Raw genomic sequence first — 19,957 nt, 5'->3', positions numbered from 1 at the left:
GGTACACGTATACTGTGTAACAATCAAGAGAAAACACTTTCTATCATTCCCCCATCTTGCCTATAAACTCATCCAAAAACAGTAACCGTTTTTCAGTCCAAGCATGCATATACTCTAATCCTTCCTCATCATAGATAAAGGCAGGCCATCGTTTTTGTTCGCGTTCGTAAAATAAATCTTTTTTAAGGGAGGTATAGGTTTCAGTTTGTCGCTGTTGTAATGCTGTAGTTTCAAAAATGCCTTTTCGAAGTTCGAACCATCGTTTTTGAAAGCGCTGTATAAAGTTATCGGGATTGACTGCAATTAAACGCCGTAGGAGACCATTTGCAAGAAAATCATCTGTGGTTGAGACTCGTTTTCCGTTAAAGATGGTACCAAATGTACCATCGAGATCCCAGGGAACATAAAAGTAAGGCTCGCCTTCGGTATAACGTGCTACATAAATATTCTTTCCCATATTATCTGGTGCGCGTAAAGCATTGATAAATAAGAAATAGTCAATCACATTCTCCATTTGGAACCGTGACGAGATGTCTTTCGCGAAAGCGGAATCATCACTATGCAATACAAAATCGGTGAATTCATATAAATTATCCCACGGGGTATTTGTAGGTACGGGATATTTTATATCATAACCACCCCAAGAGAGCAGGTAATTCTTTTTCTGAGGAATAGAGTCAAAAGACGACGCTCCAAGATATCGAGCACCTTGAAAGAGTTCGCCGCGTGTGGTATCTCCTTTTTGCTTTTTAAGCTGGAGTAATTTACGATCCACTTGTTCGCTTACCAAGTACATTCCCTTATAGTGATCATTGATGAATACCTCACAATAACGCGTTTCTACACCGGCTTTGGCGCCTGGTTCTTTTGCAAGGTAATATGGGGTATGTATATCTTTCCATAGTTGATACGATAGATGTGACCGCATTCTAAGCGGTTCGTTATGAATCGCATCCAAAATCCAATCATCATCACTACGCATCGTATCTATTTTGAGATCTTGATTAGAGGTCCCATCTGCCGATGTGTGCAGATTAATATCATAGGTTTTTTTTGGAAATACCAACGAACTACTACCGCGTAACTCAATACCCGTATACGTTTGTAGAACAGTATCTTTATCGGTATAGGTAAGAGTTGCCATACGTTTTGGTTCATTGATAATAGGATCATCAATATAAAATTGAAATAACGGATGTTTTATAATATATAACGTATAGGATTTCCCTTTTGAATTGATAAGATGGTACGTTGTATTGGTATTTACCCCCTCTTTAGACAACTCAACCGTGTATTTTTCATTTTTGTAAGAAAACGCAACATTCCCTCGCAGATCTTTAAGCACACTAGAATGGATTACAGCAATCGATAAAGAATCATCTATTGCCATGGAAGGTAATGCAGACTGCGCATTACTTATTCCCATTGAAAACAAACAACTTAATAGCAATATGCCCAAGGCACACCTATGATATACGCGATTTTTGATTGTATACAGCATATTAAAGAAATAGGATTAGTTAGAAATGCAAGATATACTATTGTTTTATAGTAACAAATAGATCATATATATATCGTCTATATTATAATTTACATACAATCCTTAAAAAACCTTTCTATTTTTATATTTTCGCTTTTTATAAACACCATTTATGCTCAGAAGAGTACTTCCCCTATTGATTGTTGTATGTAGTAGCCTTTTTATACATGCACAAGAATCTATCAAAAAGCCTTTTGATGTAGATGTACAGTATTTTTATGGCAATATCGCAGCACATAGTAAAGATATTGCGCATCTTATCACAGAGCATCCAAAAGGGCTTATTCTAAGTTATAATCGCAAAACCTACGGTCTAAACGAATGGGAGCGTCGATACAATTACCCAGATTGGGGATTCTCTTTTATATACCAAGACTTCGGAAATGAATTTGTGGGGAAGAACTATAGTTTGTTTGGTCATTATTCTTTTTATTTTCTAAACAGAAAATTACAATTCAGGATAGGACAGGGAATTGCATATAATACCAATCCGTTTGATATAGAAACCAATAAAAAGAACAATGCCTTTGGATCACATCTGTTAAGCGCTACCTACCTCCTACTCAATTACAAACAAGCATTAACCAATCAAATACATCTACAAGGCGGACTCACGCTCACGCATTATTCTAATGGAAATGTGCGTGCACCTAATTCTAGTCTTAATACTTTAGCGGCTAATATTGGTCTTGTGTATACTCCAAAAGACCAGGAAATACCTTCATATATCGCCTTAGACAACAAAAAATACAAAGAACCCATTACGTTTAACTTTGCTATAAGAGGCGGTGCAAATGAAAGTGACAGACTCGGATTAGGTCAGCATCCCTTTTTTGTTGCTTCTGCATTTGTAGACAAACGTATTTCCTATAAAAGCACCTTACAAGCAGGTGTAGATGTGTTTTTTGCACGCTTTTTAAAAGAACAAATTGAATTTGAGGCGGTTGCATTTCCACAATTTGGTACACAAGGAGATGAAGACTGGAAACGTGTTGGGGTCTTTATAGGGCACGAACTCCGTTTTGGTCGCGTTGCTTTTGTCAGTCAGTTAGGGTATTATGTATACTACCCTTATGATTTTGAAGGCCGAATATATGAAAGGATTGGACTTAAACGCTATTTTGGCGATCACTTCTTTGGAACTGTGACTGTAAAAGCACATGGCGCCAAGGCAGAAGCTGTTGAATTTGGAATAGGATATCGATTATGAAATATATTTTAAACATAAAAGGATGGATACTGGGTACGCTTTCGCGAAAGCGTATACTAACTTCCTCCCTTCTCATACTAACACTCATCTGTAGTTGTGACTCTGAAGATGCCACAGATTGCCTTCAAACAGATGGAGATGCCATTACAAGAACAATAGAATTACCATTTTTTGATAAAGTGCGTACTGAAAATGATATGCGCCTTGAGATCACTCAGGGAGAGACACAACAGATTATTGTAGAAACCAGAGAAAATCTATTTAATGATCTTGTATTTAAAGTGGAAGATGACACGTTTATCATGCAAAATAAAAATGGATGCAATCTATTTAGAGATTTTGGTCGCACCTTAGTACGCATCACAGTGCCTAACTTAACGTTTATAAAAAATAGTGCTACCTATGAGATACGAAGTAATGGAACACTTGAATTTCCTAATGTACTCTTAGAAAGTGTTACGACTCCAGGACTAGATAGTCCCAATAAAACAGGTGATTTCTTTTTAGACTTTCAATCAGAAAGAATTGTAATTGTCGCAAACGGAATGAGTGATTTTCATATTTCAGGAACTACCGAAGACCTAAGTATCAACTTTTCTGATGAGTTTCCTACGTTGTATGGAGAAGATCTAATAGCACAAGATGTTGTTGTAAGACATGTAGGAGCTGCACCAATGATCGTAAATCCACAAGCGAGTATTACTGGTGAGATAAGAGCTACTGGTGATGTAATAGCAAAAAATGAACCTCCAATTGTTAATGTAGCAGAGTTATTTACAGGAAGATTACTGTTTGAATAGTACTAAAATATTCATTTAAAATTATGTTGCTCCATGGCTATCTTTTAAGAAAAGAGTGCGATATAGCGTTCTAAAACAACTTTTTATCGATAAAACTTGTAATTCACCCTATGTATTACTGTTAATTTATAATGGGTATTTGTATATTTACGAGTATTAATATTTAAAATTCAAACAATCATGGTAAAAGCAAAATATCAAGGAGTTCTTGACTTAGGAGAAAAGCTAGGTGTAAAGGATGGTGATGTAAAGGAAGAAAATGGTGTTTTACACATTAATGGAACAGCAGTAAATCAATATCATAAAAATCAACTATGGGATGCTATTAAAGAAGCTGGAGGAGAAAACCCTGCAGATATCGTAGCAGATATTAAAGTTGAAGATACGACTGTTTATGCGCGTCATACAGTGGCAAGTGGAGATACGTTAGGAAAGATCGCAAAACACTATTATGGAGATGCAATGAAGTACACAAAAATCTTTGAAGCAAATACCGATATTCTTAAAAATCCAGATGTAATTCATCCAGATCAAGAATTAATTATCCCACATTTATAATTAAGAAATTACATTCTTTTTTGAAATAAAAAATCCCCTAATTGGGGATTTTTTATTTTTTAGTCTTATCTAAAAATATAACTTAATATTAATTTAATCAGACACTTAAAACTATTTATCTAAATTAAAAGTTTAGCTATTGATTTCTGATATCATTTGTTTCACTTTTCTTAGTTTTGAAGTCCAAACTGCCAGTGACTCTTTGTGTTTATTGATATTATTATGCACTTCTTTCACTAGTGGATTATCATCTGCAACATGTTGAAAAAATCCTAAATTATTTTCCAATTGATTAATTTCTGCCTTAACCTCTTGTATTTTTTTGGTAATAAAAAATCGTTCTTTTTCTAGGGCACTTGTATCATTATCCCCTACCATAGATTGCATACGATTTTCATATCGAATCATTTCAGATTCTTTTTTATCAATATCTAATTGACCAAAAAGAGTATCTAATTCTTTATTAAAAAGATCGTCTATCTTTCGTTTACTATAAGGAACTCTACCTATTGTTTTCCAATTTGAAATATGCTCTTTAATCAAGGCTAAGTTTTCTTGGTGATTTCCTTCTAGCTTTAATCCTTTTACCGTTTTCAGTAATGCTTCTTTCTTCACATAAGCTTCTTCTTCTCCAGCATTTGCTTTTTTCTTTGAATCATGCAAACGATCAAAGAAGTGATTACAGGCATTTTTAAACTGTTTCCAGATCTTATCACTATCTTTTCTTGGTACATGTCCAATCTTCTTCCAATCGGACTGTATTTTCTTCATAAGGTCTATCGTGGTAGAAAAATCATCATTATCCTTATTGTCTTCAGCAATCTTGATTAGTTCTAGTTTCTTATTTAGATTTTCAAACTGTTCTTTTTTCTGAGACTTATAGAATGCGTTCTTTTTATGGTTAAATTCTCGTACTACATTTTTAAATGTAGACCATACTTCTTCATTTACATCTGTAGGTACACGTCCAGATTTAAAGAATGCTTCTCGTAAAGTCTCAACTTCTTTTACTTTTGTTTGTACATCTTGATGAGAAACCACATCCTTAGACTTAATCACTTCTAATTTTTCAATGATTGCACGTTTAACCTCTAAATTTTGACCCCACGATGCTTCTATTTCTTTTTGTTGTGCATCTCTAGCATCATGTATTTTCTTAGTAGCAGCACTAAACTTATCCCATATTTCATCACTATACTCCTTTGCTACAGGGCCTATTTCCTCTTTCCACATACGGTGTAGTAGCTGAAGTTCTTTAAATGCCTTACTTACTTTAGGTTCTGAAGCTAATTCTTCTGCTCGCTCTATGAGTTGTAACTTTTTTGCTAAGTTATCTTGAAAGTGTTTATCTCTAAACTCTCTATTTAAATGTAAAAGTTCGTAAAAATTATCAATATGATGATAATAATTATTCCAAACTAAATTGTAACGATCTCTAGGGATATCTCCTGCATTATGCCAACGTTCCTGAATGTCTTTAAACTTATTGAATGTAGACTGTATGCTCTCAACACCTCCCAGTTCTTCTCTAAGCTTCTTTACTTCTTCTATGAGCTCTTGTCTATATGCTAGATTCGCTTTTTGATCTTTTTGCTTATTTTGATAATAGCCTGCACGTTTATGACGATACGCATAATACGTCTCATTAAAATCTTTCTTAAGTGGAGAAAAATATCTAAAATCAATAAGGTTTCCGCCTTCTTCTATAAATGCTGCCTTTGCGACTTCTTGTTCTTCATTAAATTTAGCATCGATAGCATTTTTGATACCATCTACATGATCTTTGATCAGCTGCACCTTCTCATTAGCGAGTAATGTTTTAAACTCTTCTAATAATTCTTCATTCGTTAAAGTAGTATATTCTTTTTTAGGAATCTCTTTTGGTTCATGTACAATCTCTTTGCTAGAAACTTCTTCTTCTGTTGTTGCTGGCACTTCTACTGCTGTTTCGCTTTCAACTTCCGGTTTTTCAGCTTCTTTTTCTTCTACCACAGTAGCCTCTGTGACTTCGTCTTTGTCTATTTCGGCCTCTACAGTTTCTTCTGTAGGCAGTTCAGTGGCTTCTGCTTCTGCTGCTAATGCTTCGATTTCTTCTTCAATACCTTTTTCTGGTTGAGGTGTCGTCTCTTCTACAGATTCAGCATCATTAATTTTCCCTTCGGTTTCTTGAGATTGTTTTTCTTCTGACATTTGTTTCAATGTTAAGGTTCATCTTTAAAGAGCTAAAGATACTAATACCGCTCATATAATTATAATATCCTATAAGGATTATAGGAATATCTGTTAAAAAACTAGAAAAGAGAGTTACTCTTGCCAAATTTCCCAAGAGGCTTCTGCCTGTAATTCTAGCATACGTAATCCTGAAATGATAGTAGCTCCACGACGTTCTCCTTTTTCTAAAAACCGTGTTTTTTCTGGATTATAGATAAGGTCATAAAGAATATGAGATTCATTTACGTACTCATATGGGATATCAGGAAACGCATCTATATCTGGTGACGTACCTAAAGGTGTACAATTTACAATAAGTGTATGCTCACGTAGTACCGCTTCAGACAAATTAGTGTATGACAATATATTTTCCGATGTATTTCTAGATACATATGTACAATGAACTCCTAGTTGTTGTAATGCATAGATCACTCCTTTTGAAGCGCCTCCTGTACCAAGTATTAGCGCTTTTTTAGTTCTAGAGGTGTTAGAAAAGAAATCTCCACAATATTCTAAAAACGATTGTTTAAATCCTATGTAGTCTGTATTGTATCCTATTAGTTTTCCAGAATCAGTACGTTTTATAGTGTTTACAGCTCCTATGCTATGCGCATTCACATCTACATAATCAAGATAGGGTATGATTTCTTCTTTATAAGGAATCGTTACATTAAAACCTTGAATAGCAGTATTAGAAAGGTGTTCCTCAACCTCTTTTATCGTCTGGCTATCAAAGTTTACATAACTGGCATTAGCTATATTTTCCTTTTCAAATTTTGAAGCAAAATAACGTCTAGAAAAAGAATAGGATATATTCTTACCTATAAGTCCATAACTACCCATGTGCTCTAGTTTTATCTCCATACTTCCCTAATGCGACCACCAGTAATATACCAACTCCAATAAAGAATATAGCTAATGTATTTTCTAAGGTAACTTCTGATGGAAAGAAGCGATTGTAATTATCTAAAATAGGATTGCCATTAATATCCAATAGGACATTACCATCAATCATCTTGTAGACTTCTTTCTTCCAAGGCCAGACAACTCCTAATGAGCCTGCAATAAATCCTAAGATAGTAGCATTTGTGTTATTCTTAAATTTCTTTAGCAAATACCCCAAAAAGTGAGAAAGAGTTATTAATCCTGTAAGAGAGCCTGCTGCAAAAACAAGTAATACTTTTAGCAATCGCATTTGCTCAGGATCGTCAGTAAAACTAAAATCTAACGTAACAATATCTAATAAGGTCGTATATAAAGCATTAACAGAGTCGACCAATAATAACACATAGTTGCCTAATAGGATCAAAATAAACGACCCTGATAAGCCAGGAAGTGTCATACCCGAAACCCCTATAATACCACAAAAGAAAACAAATACTAAATGATCATTCTCTTGTGCTGGTTCTAAAAGACTTATACTCACTCCTCCTATTACTCCCAATATTGTATACAGTACGATTTGTCTATTCCAATTTTCAAAATCCTTCCCTATATAATAAATGGAACCTATAATCATTCCAAAAAAAGCGCTCCAAACCAATAAAGGATAATGCTGTAATGCAACATCCAAAAGCAAAGAGACACTAAAGTAACTGATTAGCATCCCAAGAATAAGCAAACCTAAAAATTTACCATTAACATATGCCCAGAAACTTTTAAACCGGCCATTGAGCAATAATCGCAATGCTTTTCCATTAAATTTTTGAAGAGAAGCTATAAATTCTTCATAAAAACCAGCTACAAACGCAACAACTCCTCCTGAAACACCTGGTACTTTATTGGCCGCTCCCATTGCTAACCCTTTAAGGATAAGCCAGATTTTATCAACAAAAGTGCGTGTTTTAGTTTGCATTTATTTTTTTTCGTACAGCTAATCGTTCAAGTAAGAATATTGCTAAAAACCCTATAATTGAAAAAACAATAGCATACATCACTAAGGGTTCACCTTCAAAAGAAGAAGGTAACACACTTTTTTCTAATAAAGGCACTTCATCACCATGTCTATCTGTCCTCGTAGAAAGCACATTTTTCCATGGCCATATTTTATTGAGCGATCCTATCATAAAGCCCGTTAGTATGGCTGAGGTAATCTCTTGTTTATGAGCAAACATCCATTTTAATGCTTTCGAAAAAAGCTTTAAGCCAATCACACAGCCAATAATAAAAAGCAGTACTTTTAAAAAGCTTGTTTTAACAACTTCCCAATTACCAGAAGTAACCCCATCTATAAAATCTGTCAATGAAGATAATACAATACCATAAGAGCCTAATAACACAAGAATAAATGATCCTGAAACCCCTGGCAAGATCATCGCTATAATAGCGATACATCCTGATAGAAAGAAAAAGTATAGTGCATCTGGAGCCTGAGCTGGTGTGGCTATAGTAATATAATACGCAACAGCGACACCTATAATAGCTGTTATAATAATTATAGGACTCCACTTTTTAATTTGCTTTCCTATATAGATAATACTTGCAACCACAAGCCCAAAGAAAAAGGACCATACAATCACAGGGTGATTTTCTAATAAATAAGAAATTAAATTGGCGAGTGATAAAATACTAATAAATACGCCTAAGAATAAACTAACCAGAAAGCCAAGGTTATAATGAATGAACATTTTTTTAAAACCTTCCTTCTTCCATACTTTAATAATCCCAAAATCTAGTCTATCTATAGTTTCTATAAGTTCTTGATAAATACCTGATATAAACGCAATGGTTCCTCCTGAAACTCCCGGCACTACATCGGCAGCGCCCATTGCCATTCCTTTTAAAAGTATTATAAAGTAAGAGAATATAGATTTTGACATCAGCATATAGTTAGTATATGCTAAAATAGTAGGTTTGATTAAGAAGACCTACAGAAACCCAAAAAATAACAACATCTTTAGACGTTATATTTGGCTAATAGTTCTTTTACCTCTTTTTTAGAATGTGCATATGGGAACAATTCTTCTAGTATAATAGAAAAATCTGGATCTATCATTAAGGCTGTTTTAAGGAAAAAACGTCCTTGAATATCATCCCCTTTTGTATAATTCAATCCAGATAAACGAAACATAATTTCTACATTTTCAGGATAAAACTCTAATGCTTGTGAAAGAATGGTGATAGCGGCATCTGTTTCTTCTAAGTATAGCAATATATCTGCATGCGTAAGCCAAGTCTCTAACTCATAATTACCAAGCTCTAATGTACGTCTATATCCGTGCTCTGCTTCTTCATAAAACTTTAAGCGGTGATTAATTCTTGCATATCGTTTCCAATACAATACATTTTCAGAATCAATATGAATGGCTTTATTTATATAGTAAAGCGCTTTTTGGAAATCTAACCTTTTTGCGTAATAATCTGTAATGGCAATCCAGCCATTATCTAATAGCGGATCCTCATGCACACATCTTTTGTAATGTTTGATGGCCAATTCATCATTTCCTAACTGGTCATAGCACTTCCCCATACGTAATAACGCAAATGAAGTAGGATCATCAAGCTCTAATGTAATTTGATAGTTTTCAAGCGCTTCATGGTATCTTCCAAGCTTTTCAAGTACTTTTCCTTTTTCTAGATATGCACCAATAAAACGATCATCACTGATCACTGCAAAATCAAATGCAGAAAGTGCTTTTTCATAGTGTTTTAAATCAAAGTATTGTTTTCCCACTTGATGCCAAGCGACTTCACAATATGGGTTTTTGTTTAAAAACATATTTAGATATTCTATAGCTTCTTCGCGTTGCTCTAGAAAATCAAAACAATAAATAATATTATAAAGCGCACTATAGTCTGTATCATCTATTTCAAGACACTTCATAAAGTTATACTTCGCATTCTGAAAATCATCTATAAAGAGGTATTCCATGCCAATCAAAGAATACACATCTGAAGGATCTTCAGTAAGGTCTATTGCCATTTCTAATAAGTTAATGGCCTCTTGATGCTTATCTTGTTTACTATATATGTTTGCTTTTTGAATATAAATCTCTTCATTTTTAGGCTCTAATTCATAGAGTTCATTTAAAATGACATTAGCTTCTTCAAATTTATTTTCAAAAATAAAAATCTCTGCCTTGTATAACCTAAGGTTTATGGAAGTTGGGTGTTGTTCTAATCCCAATTTTACAGCTTTCCTAGCCAAAGCTATTTTACCTTCTTCTATATAGTAATTTGTTATACTTTCAAACTCTTCAGAGTCAAAAAACGAAACGTTATTCGTCTTCAACATAGACTCAAAACGCGTAAGGGAAAGGTTATTTTCTTCTTCTGGATTATAGTTCATACACATTCATTTATGTATTAGTATAAATTTAACAATGTTTTAGTGTTATGCTATTCTTCATACTAAGAGTTGTCAACATAGTAATGAACATTCAACAATCAAGCCGAAAGGAAAAAATGCGAACAGACGGCAGCAGATTTCAGTTTTTGGCAGAAATAAGGGTACTACTACAGTTCAATCCTAATTTTTGACAGTTCAGAAGGTTTTGTTCGCTTTCGCGAAAGCGTACACATACTTTTACCCTGTCAATCAAAATTAACACTATAAAAACAACACATTATGAAAACTTGTATCTACTTAATCGCATTTTTATTCTCAACCTTAACATTCGCTCAAGAAAATAAAGGTGTTACCGTTACTATTGAAATTCCAAACCTTTTAAATAATGATGGAAAAGTATCTGCTGCGTTATATGACGAAGCAACATTTATGAAAGCGGCACCATTAGATGCTGCCGAAACGACTCCTGAAAACAAATCGGTTACATTAACATTTGAAAACGTTCAACCAGGAACTTATGGAATTATCACCCTACACGATTTTAATTCAAATGGACGTATGGATTTTGAACCAAGCGGGATGCCTAAAGAGCCTTATGGAGTTTCTGGTGCAGGTGCTGGTTTTGGACCTCCAAACTGGGGAGATGCTAAATTTACAGTAGAAGATAAAGATATTACCATCAAAATAAACATGTAATCACTACAATAGTATATAGCATTAAAAAAGGCTTCATATAATTATGAAGCCTTTTTTAATGCGTTATACTGATAGGCATAAGAGCGTATTTACATATAAGAAAAACTAATTGTTTTCTTATATGTATAGTTTTTGCTAATAGCTTTGTATTTTTGCAACGATCTAGATACCATCTTATGACTATTACTCAATTAAAATATGTACTCGCTGTTGCAGAGCATAAAAACTTTACAAAAGCAGCTGAAAAAACATTTGTGACACAACCTACCTTAAGTATGCAAATACAAAAGATAGAAGAAGAACTTGATGTTTTAATTTTTGATCGCACAAAAAAACCTATTGAACTTACGGAGATAGGAACCAAAATAGTTATCCAGGCAAAAAATATCGTAAATGAAGCAAATCGCATTTCTGATATTGTCGATCAAGAAAAAGGATTTATAGGAGGAGAATTCAAGTTGGGTATTATCCCTACAATTATGCCTACACTATTACCTATGTTCTTACGTAACTTTATTAATAAGTATCCAAAAGTAAAACTTAAGATAGAGGAGTTAAATACAGAGACTATTATAGAAAAACTTGAAGAAGGACATTTAGATGCTGCTATTGCTGCTACACCTTTGGAAAATGAAAATATTAAGGAACGTCCTTTGTATTACGAACCCTTTATTGCCTATGTCACACAAAACCATCGTTTAGCTAAAAAGAAGAGCTTAGAAGTTTCAGATTTAGATTTAACAGATATGTTATTACTAGAAGATGGACATTGTTTTAGAGATGGCGTTATTAATTTATGCAAAGCAGTGGGCAATCAAGAAGATGATCATTTTTCGTTAGAGAGTGGTAGTTTTGAAACTTTAGTAAAACTTGCCAATGAAGATTTAGGAATGACGTTATTACCTTATTTACATACTATAGATTATAAAGGAAAAGACATAGACTCCTTAAAGAATTTTAAGGAACCATCACCCGCTAGAGAGGTGAGTCTTATTTATCATAGAAGTGAACTCAAAATGCAAATTATAGAAGCCTTACGTACTACAATCGCCAGTGTTGTAAAAGGAGCCATTGCATTTCAGAATGTTCAAATCATTAGTCCTATTAATCATAAATGATTAAAAGAACATTGCACAACTAAAAAGAGCCTTGTTTCCAAGGCTCTTTTTTATGGGTTTAAATAAATGAGACATTGATTAAGATTTGGCTTCTCCTTTACAAGGATGTCGATCCAAATACGAAGTTCCTCAATTTCATAAGGAAGTAATCGTTTAACTGCTTTTTGTAGCTCTTTACAAAATAATACACTGTCAAAACTCACCTTGTTAAGGATAGTTTTTGTGTATTCAAACATTGCTCTCGCCATATTCGAAATTAGGTTTAGGTTAGATCTAATAAAAGTAGTTTTCTGTATAGGCAGGTATTTTTATTATATCTTAAATATACACCTTTTGTTCTACTTTTTAAACCAATCCTTACACTTTAACAACAATTTTTGATCGTGTTAAAATATATTTTATTCGTTTACAGACACTTACTAAAAGCTATTATCGCCGTCTAATAAATCTCCTATTCCTCCTAAGATAGAACCTTCTCCTCTAGACTTTCCTCCTCCTGAAGGTGCCAATGCAAGTACTCTATTTGCTAATCTGCTAAATGGTAATGATTGAATATATACAGTACCTGGACCAGATAAGGTTGCAAAAAATAATCCTTCACCTCCAAAAATGGTATTTTTAATCCCTCCTACAAATTCAATATCATAGTTTACGGTATGGTCAAAACCAATAATACATCCCGTATCAACTTTTAGTTTTTCGCCAGGAGCTAGCTCTCGCTTTAATGTAGTACCGCCAGCATGTACAAAAGCGACGCCATCACCTTCAAGTTTTTGCATAATAAATCCCTCTCCTCCAAAAAGACCTCTTCCTAATTTTTTAGAAAATTCAATACCTACAGAAACTCCCTTGGCTGCACAAAGAAATGCATCTTTTTGACAGATAAACTTCCCTCCTATGTCTGCAAGATCAATAGGTATTATTTTCCCTGGGTATGGAGACGCAAAACTTACCTTCTTCTTTCCTACTACATCATTATAAAAAGCAGTCATAAAAAGACTTTCTCCTGTGAGTAATCGTTTACCTGCTCCAAAAATTTTTCTTAATACCGAGTTATCTTTCTGAGAACCATCGCCAAATATAGTGTCCATTCTAATTCCTTCTTCCATCATCATAAAACTCCCAGCTTCTGCAATCACTCCTTCTTGTGGATCTAACTCTATCTCTACATATTGCATTTCTTCTCCAATAATCTCGTAATCTATTTCGTGTGCTTTCATCGTGTTTGTATAAATAATAAATAGTATATCATAAGTAAATGAAGTGAGTGTTTTGTTACAGTGTTTTTCTAAATAATTAAAAAACCACTGGAAACTCTAATAATGATTTTTAGTTATAAAAACTTGTTTAACAAATATTTAAAATCAAAAACAAAGATATTTTCTATAAATCAAAGCTGTAGAATAGAATCAATAAAAAATAAGTCCCTATAAAACAGTCGTTTACTTCACTCAAAAGTATTTATTTCAAAATAAACCTAGGAATATATATATTTAAATGCCTGAAACAAAAAAAGATAACATTAAACATAAGTCACTTTATTTTGATATGGTAAAAAAAATGACTAGGTTTATTTATGTAATTAAAAATGCCATGAAACTACCTCCAAATAAAGGGTATTTATTAATCGCAGAACCATCTATTATAGGTGATGTGTCATTTAATAGATCCGTTATCTTACTTGCCGATCATAATGATCATGGCACTGTGGGTTTTATAATGAACAAACCTCTCGAACAGAAACTTAAAGATTTTATTCCGTTTCTTACACATAGTGATTTGCCCATTTTTAACGGAGGACCTGTAGAACAAGACAATATTTATTTTATACATACGGTTCCTGATCTTATAAAAGATAGTACAGAAATAGCTTCTGGAATCTTTTGGGGCGGCGATTTTGATGTAGTGATCAAACTTATAGAAGAAAATAAAATAAAAACTGAAGAAATTCAATTTTTCTTAGGGTATACTGGATGGGATTCAGAACAACTTAATCAAGAGCTACTCGAAAAATCTTGGGTTGTGGTTGAAAATAATTATAAAGAAAATATACTTACCAAGTGTTGTCAAAAACTTTGGAGAGAAAAGATCATAGAATTAGGTGGAGATTATCTTATATGGTCAAATTCTCCTGAGCATCCTCACTACAACTAACCTAATCTAGCTTTTACGTTCAATTTTTGTAATAGTACACTAGCAACTTCTGATGTATAGACTTTCTTTCTATACTTTGTTATAGGTTGAATTCCTTTTATCGCATTTGTGATAAAGAGTTCATCAGCTTTTTGTAACTCAAAAGGAGATATAGAAGCTTCCTCAAACGTATACTCTTCTAGTAAAGGAAGTATTGTTAATAATTGTTTACGAATAATTCCACGGAGACAACCATCTTCTAGTGGAGGTGTCTTGATATGTGTTCCTTTTACTAGAAATAAATTTCCTTGTAATGCTTCTACAATATTCTTTTTATTATTAAGCAATAAGCAATTATCATATCCATTTTCTTCTGCAAAAATACTTCCCGTTACATGAAGCACTTTATTCGTTGTTTTAAGGGTAGATAAGATATCAGCATTCACATAATGATCTTTATATAACTCGACCTCGTAAGGTGCATCCGAAAGCGTATAAAATGGAGTTGAAATTTCTTTGGCATATATATAATACCCTACACCTCTATGCTCAGGCAAATACGTCCCACCATCTTTACGATAGACCGTTATTCTAATGCGCGCAGGTGCATCAGATAAGCCACATGCATTTATAGTGTCTAGTAATTGTTTTTCAAGATATTCTGGAGTAAACTCCATTGGAATCTCCATACGCAGGATACGCATAGATGCCATCAATCTAAAATAATGATCTTCCCAAAACAGTATTTTGGAGTTTACTACTTTTAGGGTTTCAAAAACTCCATCTCCATATAACAGTCCTCTATTCATAGGACTAAGATGTGTTTCTTTGCTTTGGACTAAGGTTCCGTTATCATTAATCATAAAAAATCCCGCCTCTCTTTTAAGGGCGGGACAAATATACTATTTAGCATAGGATTTAAACAGACCCTATCACATGTTTTAATTCTGAAATTTGATTTTCCCAAAACATCTTCCCTTCCTCTACTTCATCATCTTCTGCATAATCTGTAATAATAAGAGATACATCTTTTGTGATTTCATCTACTTGAATGCGGAGTTCAAAATAGTAGTCTTCTCCATCTTCTTCATCTTCTAGCCACCTGAATCTAATACGTTCATTACTTTTCTTATTGACTAGTTTAGCTTGTTCTTCGGTGCCATCCCATATAAAGGTGTATAATTCACCACGAGAATTTACGTTATCAGCAAACCACTCACTCATCCCTGAAGGTGTTGCCATATATTGGTATAATAGATTTGGTGATGCGCGAATCACAAACTCCATTTCATATTTAATTTTATCGCTCATAGGTTTGTTGTTGTTAGTATAGCCCAATATATTGAAAGAAATCGCGAGAACAAAAAAATAGTTTTGATTTTATTTTAAAATATGTGTTTGTAGTAAGATGAATTGTTTTTATATTTGCATCCGCTTACGGGATAGTCTATATCATAGTATCTCAAAAAGCATATCATGGCGAGGTAGCTCAGTTGGTTAGAGCGTCGGATTCATAACCCGGAGGTCACGAGTTCAATTCTCGTTCTCGCTACTTAAAAATCAGACAGTTACATTTATTTGTAATTGTCTTTTTTTATTCTCCTAAAACATACCTAAAACACTTTTATGATATTTTTTAGTTTACTAAATAGATAGATTCATCTATGAATCGTACTGAAATAGTAAGTCCTTGTGTAAAAAGCATTCATTTCTTTCACTCATTACAATTATCTAATGTATTTTCAGTAAAAAGCTTTTCATAAAGTTTTGTTACGTTTCGAATATTCACTAACTTTAGTTTCCTAAGCAGGAAACTAAATAGTTATGACTAACCATCGACTACTCCTAACATTAATCTGTATACTATTCTCAGTAGTATCAACGTACGGACAACTAACAATAGATGCAGATATTAGACCTCGATTTGAATATCGCCATGGTTTTGGAAATCTTTTTCCTGATAATGGTGAACCAGGCGTTTTTGTGCAACAACGTACACGACTCAATATTAGCTACGGATTAGAAAAATTACAACTCATGGTGAGTGTTCAAGATGTCAGTATTTGGGGAGATACTCCACAAATATCACCTATAGATGGTAATGATTCTTTTTCACTTTTCCAAGCATGGGTAGCGTATCAAATTGATTCAAAGTGGTCTACAAAATTAGGAAGACAAGTACTCTCTTATGACGATCAACGTATTTTAGGTGGATTAGACTGGGCAATGCAAGGACGCTCTCATGACGTAGCTCTTATAAAATACAAAAATGAAACATTCAAGACAGATATAGGCTTTGCTTTTAATCAAGAACGTCCTTCAAACGAAGGAAACGGCTTTTTTCTTCAAGACGCATTTACATATAAAACAATGCAATTTGCTCACCTCCATAAAGAATGGAATAACATACAAGCAAGTTTCTTATTCTTAAATTCAGGTTTTCAAGATTTTAAAATTGTAGATGGACAAGAAACACCCGATGGTGTTCTTTACAGACAGACTACGGGAACATACTTTAAGTTTCCACTAAAATCGCTACAAATTTCAGGAAGTGCCTATTATCAATTTGGTAGAGATAACAACAACACTAAATTAAACGCATATCAAGCAATGCTAGAAGCTACATATAAACCTACTAAACATTTATATGGTCTAGGATTAGAATTGCTAAGTGGTACAGATCAAGCGGGAGATTCAAGAAACAAATCCTTTTTCCCTCTTTATGGTACCAATCACAAATTCAATGGGTATATGGATTATTTTTTTGTAGGTAATCATGCAAATAACGTTGGTCTTAATGATATTTTCGCGAAAGCGGTATTTAAAACTTCTGAAAAGTCTAGTCTATTGACTAAAATTCACTATTTCTCTTCTAATGCTGAATTATTAAATAATGCTGACACCTATTTAGGTACAGAAATAGACGTAGTTTTTACTCAAAAACTAATAAAAGACGTAACTTTAAACATCGGGTACTCACATCTTTTTGCTTCAGAAAGTATGAGTTTAATTAGGGATAATAGACCAAATGATAATACGAATAACTGGGCATGGGCAAGACTTATAATAAACCCTACGCTCTTTACAAATTTTAAACAATAAGGATTGAAATTTAAATATACCATATTACCTAAGAAAGGAACTCAATGGCGTACGCTTGCAGTATTCTTTATAGCTTGTCTTATTGGACTAGGTTTATTTATGGCTAAAGAGTCTGAAATCACTTCCTATCTTGGTGATGACCCCCAAACCTGTGTAAATTGCCATGTAATGACACCTGTTTATAACAGTTGGATGCATAGTTCACATAGAGAGGTCGCAAACTGTAATGCGTGTCATGTTCCTCATGATAACATCGTAAATAAATATTATTTTAAAGCCAAAGACGGCTTATATCATGCATCTGTATTTACTATGAGGGCTGAACCTGATGTAATACAAATGAAGGAGGCTTCACAAAAAGTAGTACAAGCTAACTGTATACGCTGTCATGTACAGCAAGTAACACAAACTAAATATGTAGGCTGGCTAGACGATCATAAAGAAAATAGAACGGGGAGGCAATGTTGGAGTTGTCATATAGAAATTCCACATGGTAAAAAACAAGGAATCTCTACCATAAGATATAATCTAGCACCTATTCCTACAGATCAAGCAGCATCTGTGGTTCCAGAATGGCTTCAAAAAGAAATTGACCAAAATTAAATACAACATTATGAAAAACAAAGTGTTATTTATCGTTACAATTATCGTTGTCTTTTTATTAGGTCTTCTTGCCTCTAGTATTATCAATAGAAAGAGTGAAGCAAAGTATGCATTTACTCCTCAGGTAAGTATTACAGAAAACGAACCAAGAAATGAGGTTTGGGGTTTAAACTATCCGAAAGAGTATCAATCATCCTTACAAACACTTGACACTAGTTTTGCATCCTTTCAAGGAGGGTCACATATGAGAGATGTTTTAGAAGAAGATCCCAATCTAGTCGTTTTATTTGCAGGTTATGGGTTCTCTAAAGATTATAATCAAGGCCGTGGTCATGGCTATGCTATTGAAGATATACATAATACACTAAGAACAGGAGGACCAAAAGGAAAAGGTGACGGTCCTATGCCTGCAACTTGTTGGACGTGTAAAAGTCCAGATGTACCTCGTTTAATGAACGAAATAGGCATTGCAGAGTTTTACGAAGGAAAATGGGCAGATAAAGGAGCTGAAATTGTAAACCCAATAGGCTGTGCAGATTGTCATGACCCAAACAGCATGAAATTACGTATCACTCGCCCTGCTCTTGTAGAAGCATTTGATGCCATGGGAAAAGATATTAATCAAGCAACACATAATGAAATGCGCTCCTTAGTATGCGCTCAATGTCACGTAGAATATTATTTTGACAAGAAAATCCCTGGAAAAGAAGGAGTCCCTTACCTTAAATTTCCTTGGCAAAATGGAATGACAGTTGAGGATATGGAAAAGTATTATGATGATATTGCCTTTGCAGATTGGGAACATAAAATATCTAAAACACCTATGCTTAAAGCACAGCATCCTGGATATGAAACATTTGTAACGGGTATTCATGCACAAAGAGGTGTTTCCTGTGCAGATTGCCATATGCCTTATAAAAGTGAAGGCGGACAGAAATTTACAGATCATCATTTGCAATCTCCACTAAATAATATGCAAAATGCGTGTCAGGTATGTCATCGTGAAGAAGAAGGTAATTTGGTCCAAAATGTATATGAACGCCAAGCTAAAGCAAGTCAAACGCGATTAAAACTAGAAGAATTGCTAGTAAAAGCACACATAGAAGCAGGCAAATGTTGGGAATTAGGCGCAACCAAAGATCAAATGGCTCCTATCTTACAAGATATTCGTCATGCGCAATGGCGTTGGGATTATGGTGCTGCTTCGCATGGCGCCTCTTTCCATTCTCCAGTAGAAAACGTAAGAGTATTGGCTAGTGGATTAGTGATTGCTCAAGAAGCACGTGTCAAGTTAGCTCGTATGCTAGCCACACTAGGATATAACCAAGAGGTTGAGATGCCAGATATTTCTACCAAAGAAAAAGCACAACACTATGTTGGTTTAGATATGGAAAAATTACGTGCTGAAAAAGCCGAGTTTAAGGAAACATTATTACCAAAATGGTTGGAAGAAGCTGCTGCCAGAGAAGCAACATATCCAGATGCTAAGGCATCAGATATTAATGCAACCTCTGCTTCTTCAGAACAGAAATAATTACAATTATATATAGTACCATTACATTGATCATCTCGCGACAGTATTTTATTTTTTTAGTACGCTTTCGCGAAAGCATAAAAAACATAATACCCTTGGGTTACATGGTTCACCTATTGAATATGTAACTTCATAGCATTAAGATACCGTCTTTTATATAGGAT

The 19,957-nt window shown here is 34.0% G+C and carries 19 protein-coding genes and 1 tRNA gene; 10 read left to right on the top strand and 10 right to left on the bottom strand.

Annotated elements, in window-relative coordinates:
- Nucleotides 1–43: 43 nt before the first annotated feature.
- Nucleotides 44–1,426 carry a CotH kinase family protein gene (locus Q1A60_RS06075; RefSeq protein ID WP_299765089.1) on the bottom strand — a complete coding sequence of 461 codons (1,383 nt, stop codon included), beginning with the start codon at nucleotides 1,424–1,426 and terminating at the stop codon, nucleotides 44–46.
- Between the two features lie 226 nt (nucleotides 1,427–1,652).
- Here Q1A60_RS06075 and Q1A60_RS06070 point away from each other — a divergent pair, with 226 nt between their 5' ends.
- From Q1A60_RS06070 to Q1A60_RS06060, 3 genes are all read left to right on the top strand, one after another.
- Nucleotides 1,653–2,750 (top strand): acyloxyacyl hydrolase, encoded by a 1,098-nt coding sequence (locus tag Q1A60_RS06070; protein WP_299765091.1) that lies wholly within the window; start codon nucleotides 1,653–1,655, stop codon nucleotides 2,748–2,750.
- Nucleotides 2,747–3,550: a head GIN domain-containing protein gene (locus Q1A60_RS06065; RefSeq protein WP_299765093.1), complete on the top strand. Its 804-nt coding sequence runs from the start codon at nucleotides 2,747–2,749 to the stop codon at nucleotides 3,548–3,550. The genes Q1A60_RS06070 and Q1A60_RS06065 overlap by 4 nt, the downstream gene beginning before the upstream one ends.
- A gap of 180 nt (nucleotides 3,551–3,730) precedes the next feature.
- Nucleotides 3,731–4,108, top strand: coding sequence for a LysM peptidoglycan-binding domain-containing protein (locus Q1A60_RS06060; protein WP_299765095.1), 378 nt, complete (start codon nucleotides 3,731–3,733; stop codon nucleotides 4,106–4,108).
- 132 nt (nucleotides 4,109–4,240) lie between these two features.
- Here the strand turns inward: Q1A60_RS06060 and Q1A60_RS06055 are convergent, their stop codons facing one another.
- From Q1A60_RS06055 to Q1A60_RS06035, 5 genes are all read right to left on the bottom strand, one after another.
- On the bottom strand, nucleotides 4,241–6,298 hold the full coding sequence (locus Q1A60_RS06055) for a DUF349 domain-containing protein (RefSeq protein ID WP_299765097.1): 2,058 nt from the start codon (nucleotides 6,296–6,298) through the stop codon (nucleotides 4,241–4,243).
- 114 nt (nucleotides 6,299–6,412) lie between these two features.
- On the bottom strand, nucleotides 6,413–7,162 hold the full coding sequence (locus Q1A60_RS06050) for a shikimate dehydrogenase (RefSeq protein ID WP_299765099.1): 750 nt from the start codon (nucleotides 7,160–7,162) through the stop codon (nucleotides 6,413–6,415).
- Nucleotides 7,155–8,174, bottom strand: a complete 1,020-nt coding sequence (locus tag Q1A60_RS06045; protein ID WP_299765101.1) for a DUF368 domain-containing protein — start codon at nucleotides 8,172–8,174, stop codon at nucleotides 7,155–7,157. Before Q1A60_RS06045 ends, Q1A60_RS06050 begins: the two co-directional genes overlap by 8 nt.
- Nucleotides 8,164–9,138 carry a DUF368 domain-containing protein gene (locus Q1A60_RS06040; RefSeq protein ID WP_299765103.1) on the bottom strand — a complete coding sequence of 325 codons (975 nt, stop codon included), beginning with the start codon at nucleotides 9,136–9,138 and terminating at the stop codon, nucleotides 8,164–8,166. The genes Q1A60_RS06045 and Q1A60_RS06040 overlap by 11 nt, the downstream gene beginning before the upstream one ends.
- Before the next feature lie 77 nt (nucleotides 9,139–9,215).
- Nucleotides 9,216–10,607, bottom strand: coding sequence for a tetratricopeptide repeat protein (locus tag Q1A60_RS06035; RefSeq protein ID WP_299765105.1), 1,392 nt, complete (start codon nucleotides 10,605–10,607; stop codon nucleotides 9,216–9,218).
- A gap of 279 nt (nucleotides 10,608–10,886) precedes the next feature.
- On the opposite strand from Q1A60_RS06035, the gene Q1A60_RS06030 reads away from it, so the two are divergent.
- Nucleotides 10,887–11,303 carry a DUF2141 domain-containing protein gene (locus tag Q1A60_RS06030; protein WP_299765107.1) on the top strand — a complete coding sequence of 139 codons (417 nt, stop codon included), beginning with the start codon at nucleotides 10,887–10,889 and terminating at the stop codon, nucleotides 11,301–11,303.
- Nucleotides 11,304–11,479: 176 nt separating this feature from the next.
- Nucleotides 11,480–12,421, top strand: a complete 942-nt coding sequence (locus tag Q1A60_RS06025) for a LysR substrate-binding domain-containing protein (RefSeq protein WP_299765109.1) — start codon at nucleotides 11,480–11,482, stop codon at nucleotides 12,419–12,421.
- 50 nt (nucleotides 12,422–12,471) lie between these two features.
- Here the strand turns inward: Q1A60_RS06025 and Q1A60_RS06020 are convergent, their stop codons facing one another.
- Both Q1A60_RS06020 and Q1A60_RS06015 read right to left on the bottom strand, forming a co-directional pair.
- Nucleotides 12,472–12,669: a hypothetical protein gene (locus Q1A60_RS06020; RefSeq protein ID WP_299765111.1), complete on the bottom strand. Its 198-nt coding sequence runs from the start codon at nucleotides 12,667–12,669 to the stop codon at nucleotides 12,472–12,474.
- A 171-nt stretch (nucleotides 12,670–12,840) separates the two neighbouring features.
- Nucleotides 12,841–13,641 carry a TIGR00266 family protein gene (locus Q1A60_RS06015; protein ID WP_299765113.1) on the bottom strand — a complete coding sequence of 267 codons (801 nt, stop codon included), beginning with the start codon at nucleotides 13,639–13,641 and terminating at the stop codon, nucleotides 12,841–12,843.
- 340 nt (nucleotides 13,642–13,981) lie between these two features.
- Here Q1A60_RS06015 and Q1A60_RS06010 point away from each other — a divergent pair, with 340 nt between their 5' ends.
- Entirely contained in the window at nucleotides 13,982–14,575 is a 594-nt protein-coding gene (locus tag Q1A60_RS06010) for a YqgE/AlgH family protein (protein WP_299765115.1), read from the top strand.
- On the opposite strand, the gene Q1A60_RS06005 is transcribed toward Q1A60_RS06010, so the two are convergent.
- Nucleotides 14,572–15,417, bottom strand: a complete 846-nt coding sequence (locus Q1A60_RS06005; protein WP_299765117.1) for an aminotransferase class IV — start codon at nucleotides 15,415–15,417, stop codon at nucleotides 14,572–14,574. The two genes, Q1A60_RS06010 and Q1A60_RS06005, sit on opposite strands and share 4 nt — an antisense overlap.
- Before the next feature lie 55 nt (nucleotides 15,418–15,472).
- A complete protein-coding gene (locus tag Q1A60_RS06000) occupies nucleotides 15,473–15,865 on the bottom strand; it encodes an START-like domain-containing protein (protein ID WP_299765119.1) in 393 nt (130 codons plus the stop codon).
- Between the two features lie 167 nt (nucleotides 15,866–16,032).
- Between Q1A60_RS06000 and Q1A60_RS05995 the strand changes: the two genes are divergently transcribed.
- From Q1A60_RS05995 to nrfA, 4 genes are all read left to right on the top strand, one after another.
- Nucleotides 16,033–16,106, top strand: a tRNA-Met gene (locus Q1A60_RS05995).
- Between the two features lie 272 nt (nucleotides 16,107–16,378).
- Nucleotides 16,379–17,656 carry an alginate export family protein gene (locus Q1A60_RS05990; protein ID WP_299765122.1) on the top strand — a complete coding sequence of 426 codons (1,278 nt, stop codon included), beginning with the start codon at nucleotides 16,379–16,381 and terminating at the stop codon, nucleotides 17,654–17,656.
- A 3-nt stretch (nucleotides 17,657–17,659) separates the two neighbouring features.
- The gene (gene nrfH / locus Q1A60_RS05985; RefSeq protein ID WP_299765124.1) at nucleotides 17,660–18,259 is read left to right on the top strand and encodes a cytochrome c nitrite reductase small subunit; all 600 of its coding nucleotides are present in this window, start codon (nucleotides 17,660–17,662) and stop codon (nucleotides 18,257–18,259) included.
- Between the two features lie 10 nt (nucleotides 18,260–18,269).
- Nucleotides 18,270–19,793: an ammonia-forming cytochrome c nitrite reductase gene (gene nrfA / locus Q1A60_RS05980; RefSeq protein ID WP_299765127.1), complete on the top strand. Its 1,524-nt coding sequence runs from the start codon at nucleotides 18,270–18,272 to the stop codon at nucleotides 19,791–19,793.
- The last annotated feature ends 164 nt before the right edge of the window (nucleotides 19,794–19,957 follow it).

Source organism: uncultured Dokdonia sp. (genome assembly GCF_947492535.1).
Taxonomy (GTDB): domain Bacteria; phylum Bacteroidota; class Bacteroidia; order Flavobacteriales; family Flavobacteriaceae; genus Dokdonia.
The sequence above is the reverse complement of the archived record's forward strand: the minus strand, read 5'-3'. Positions and strand labels throughout refer to the sequence as shown.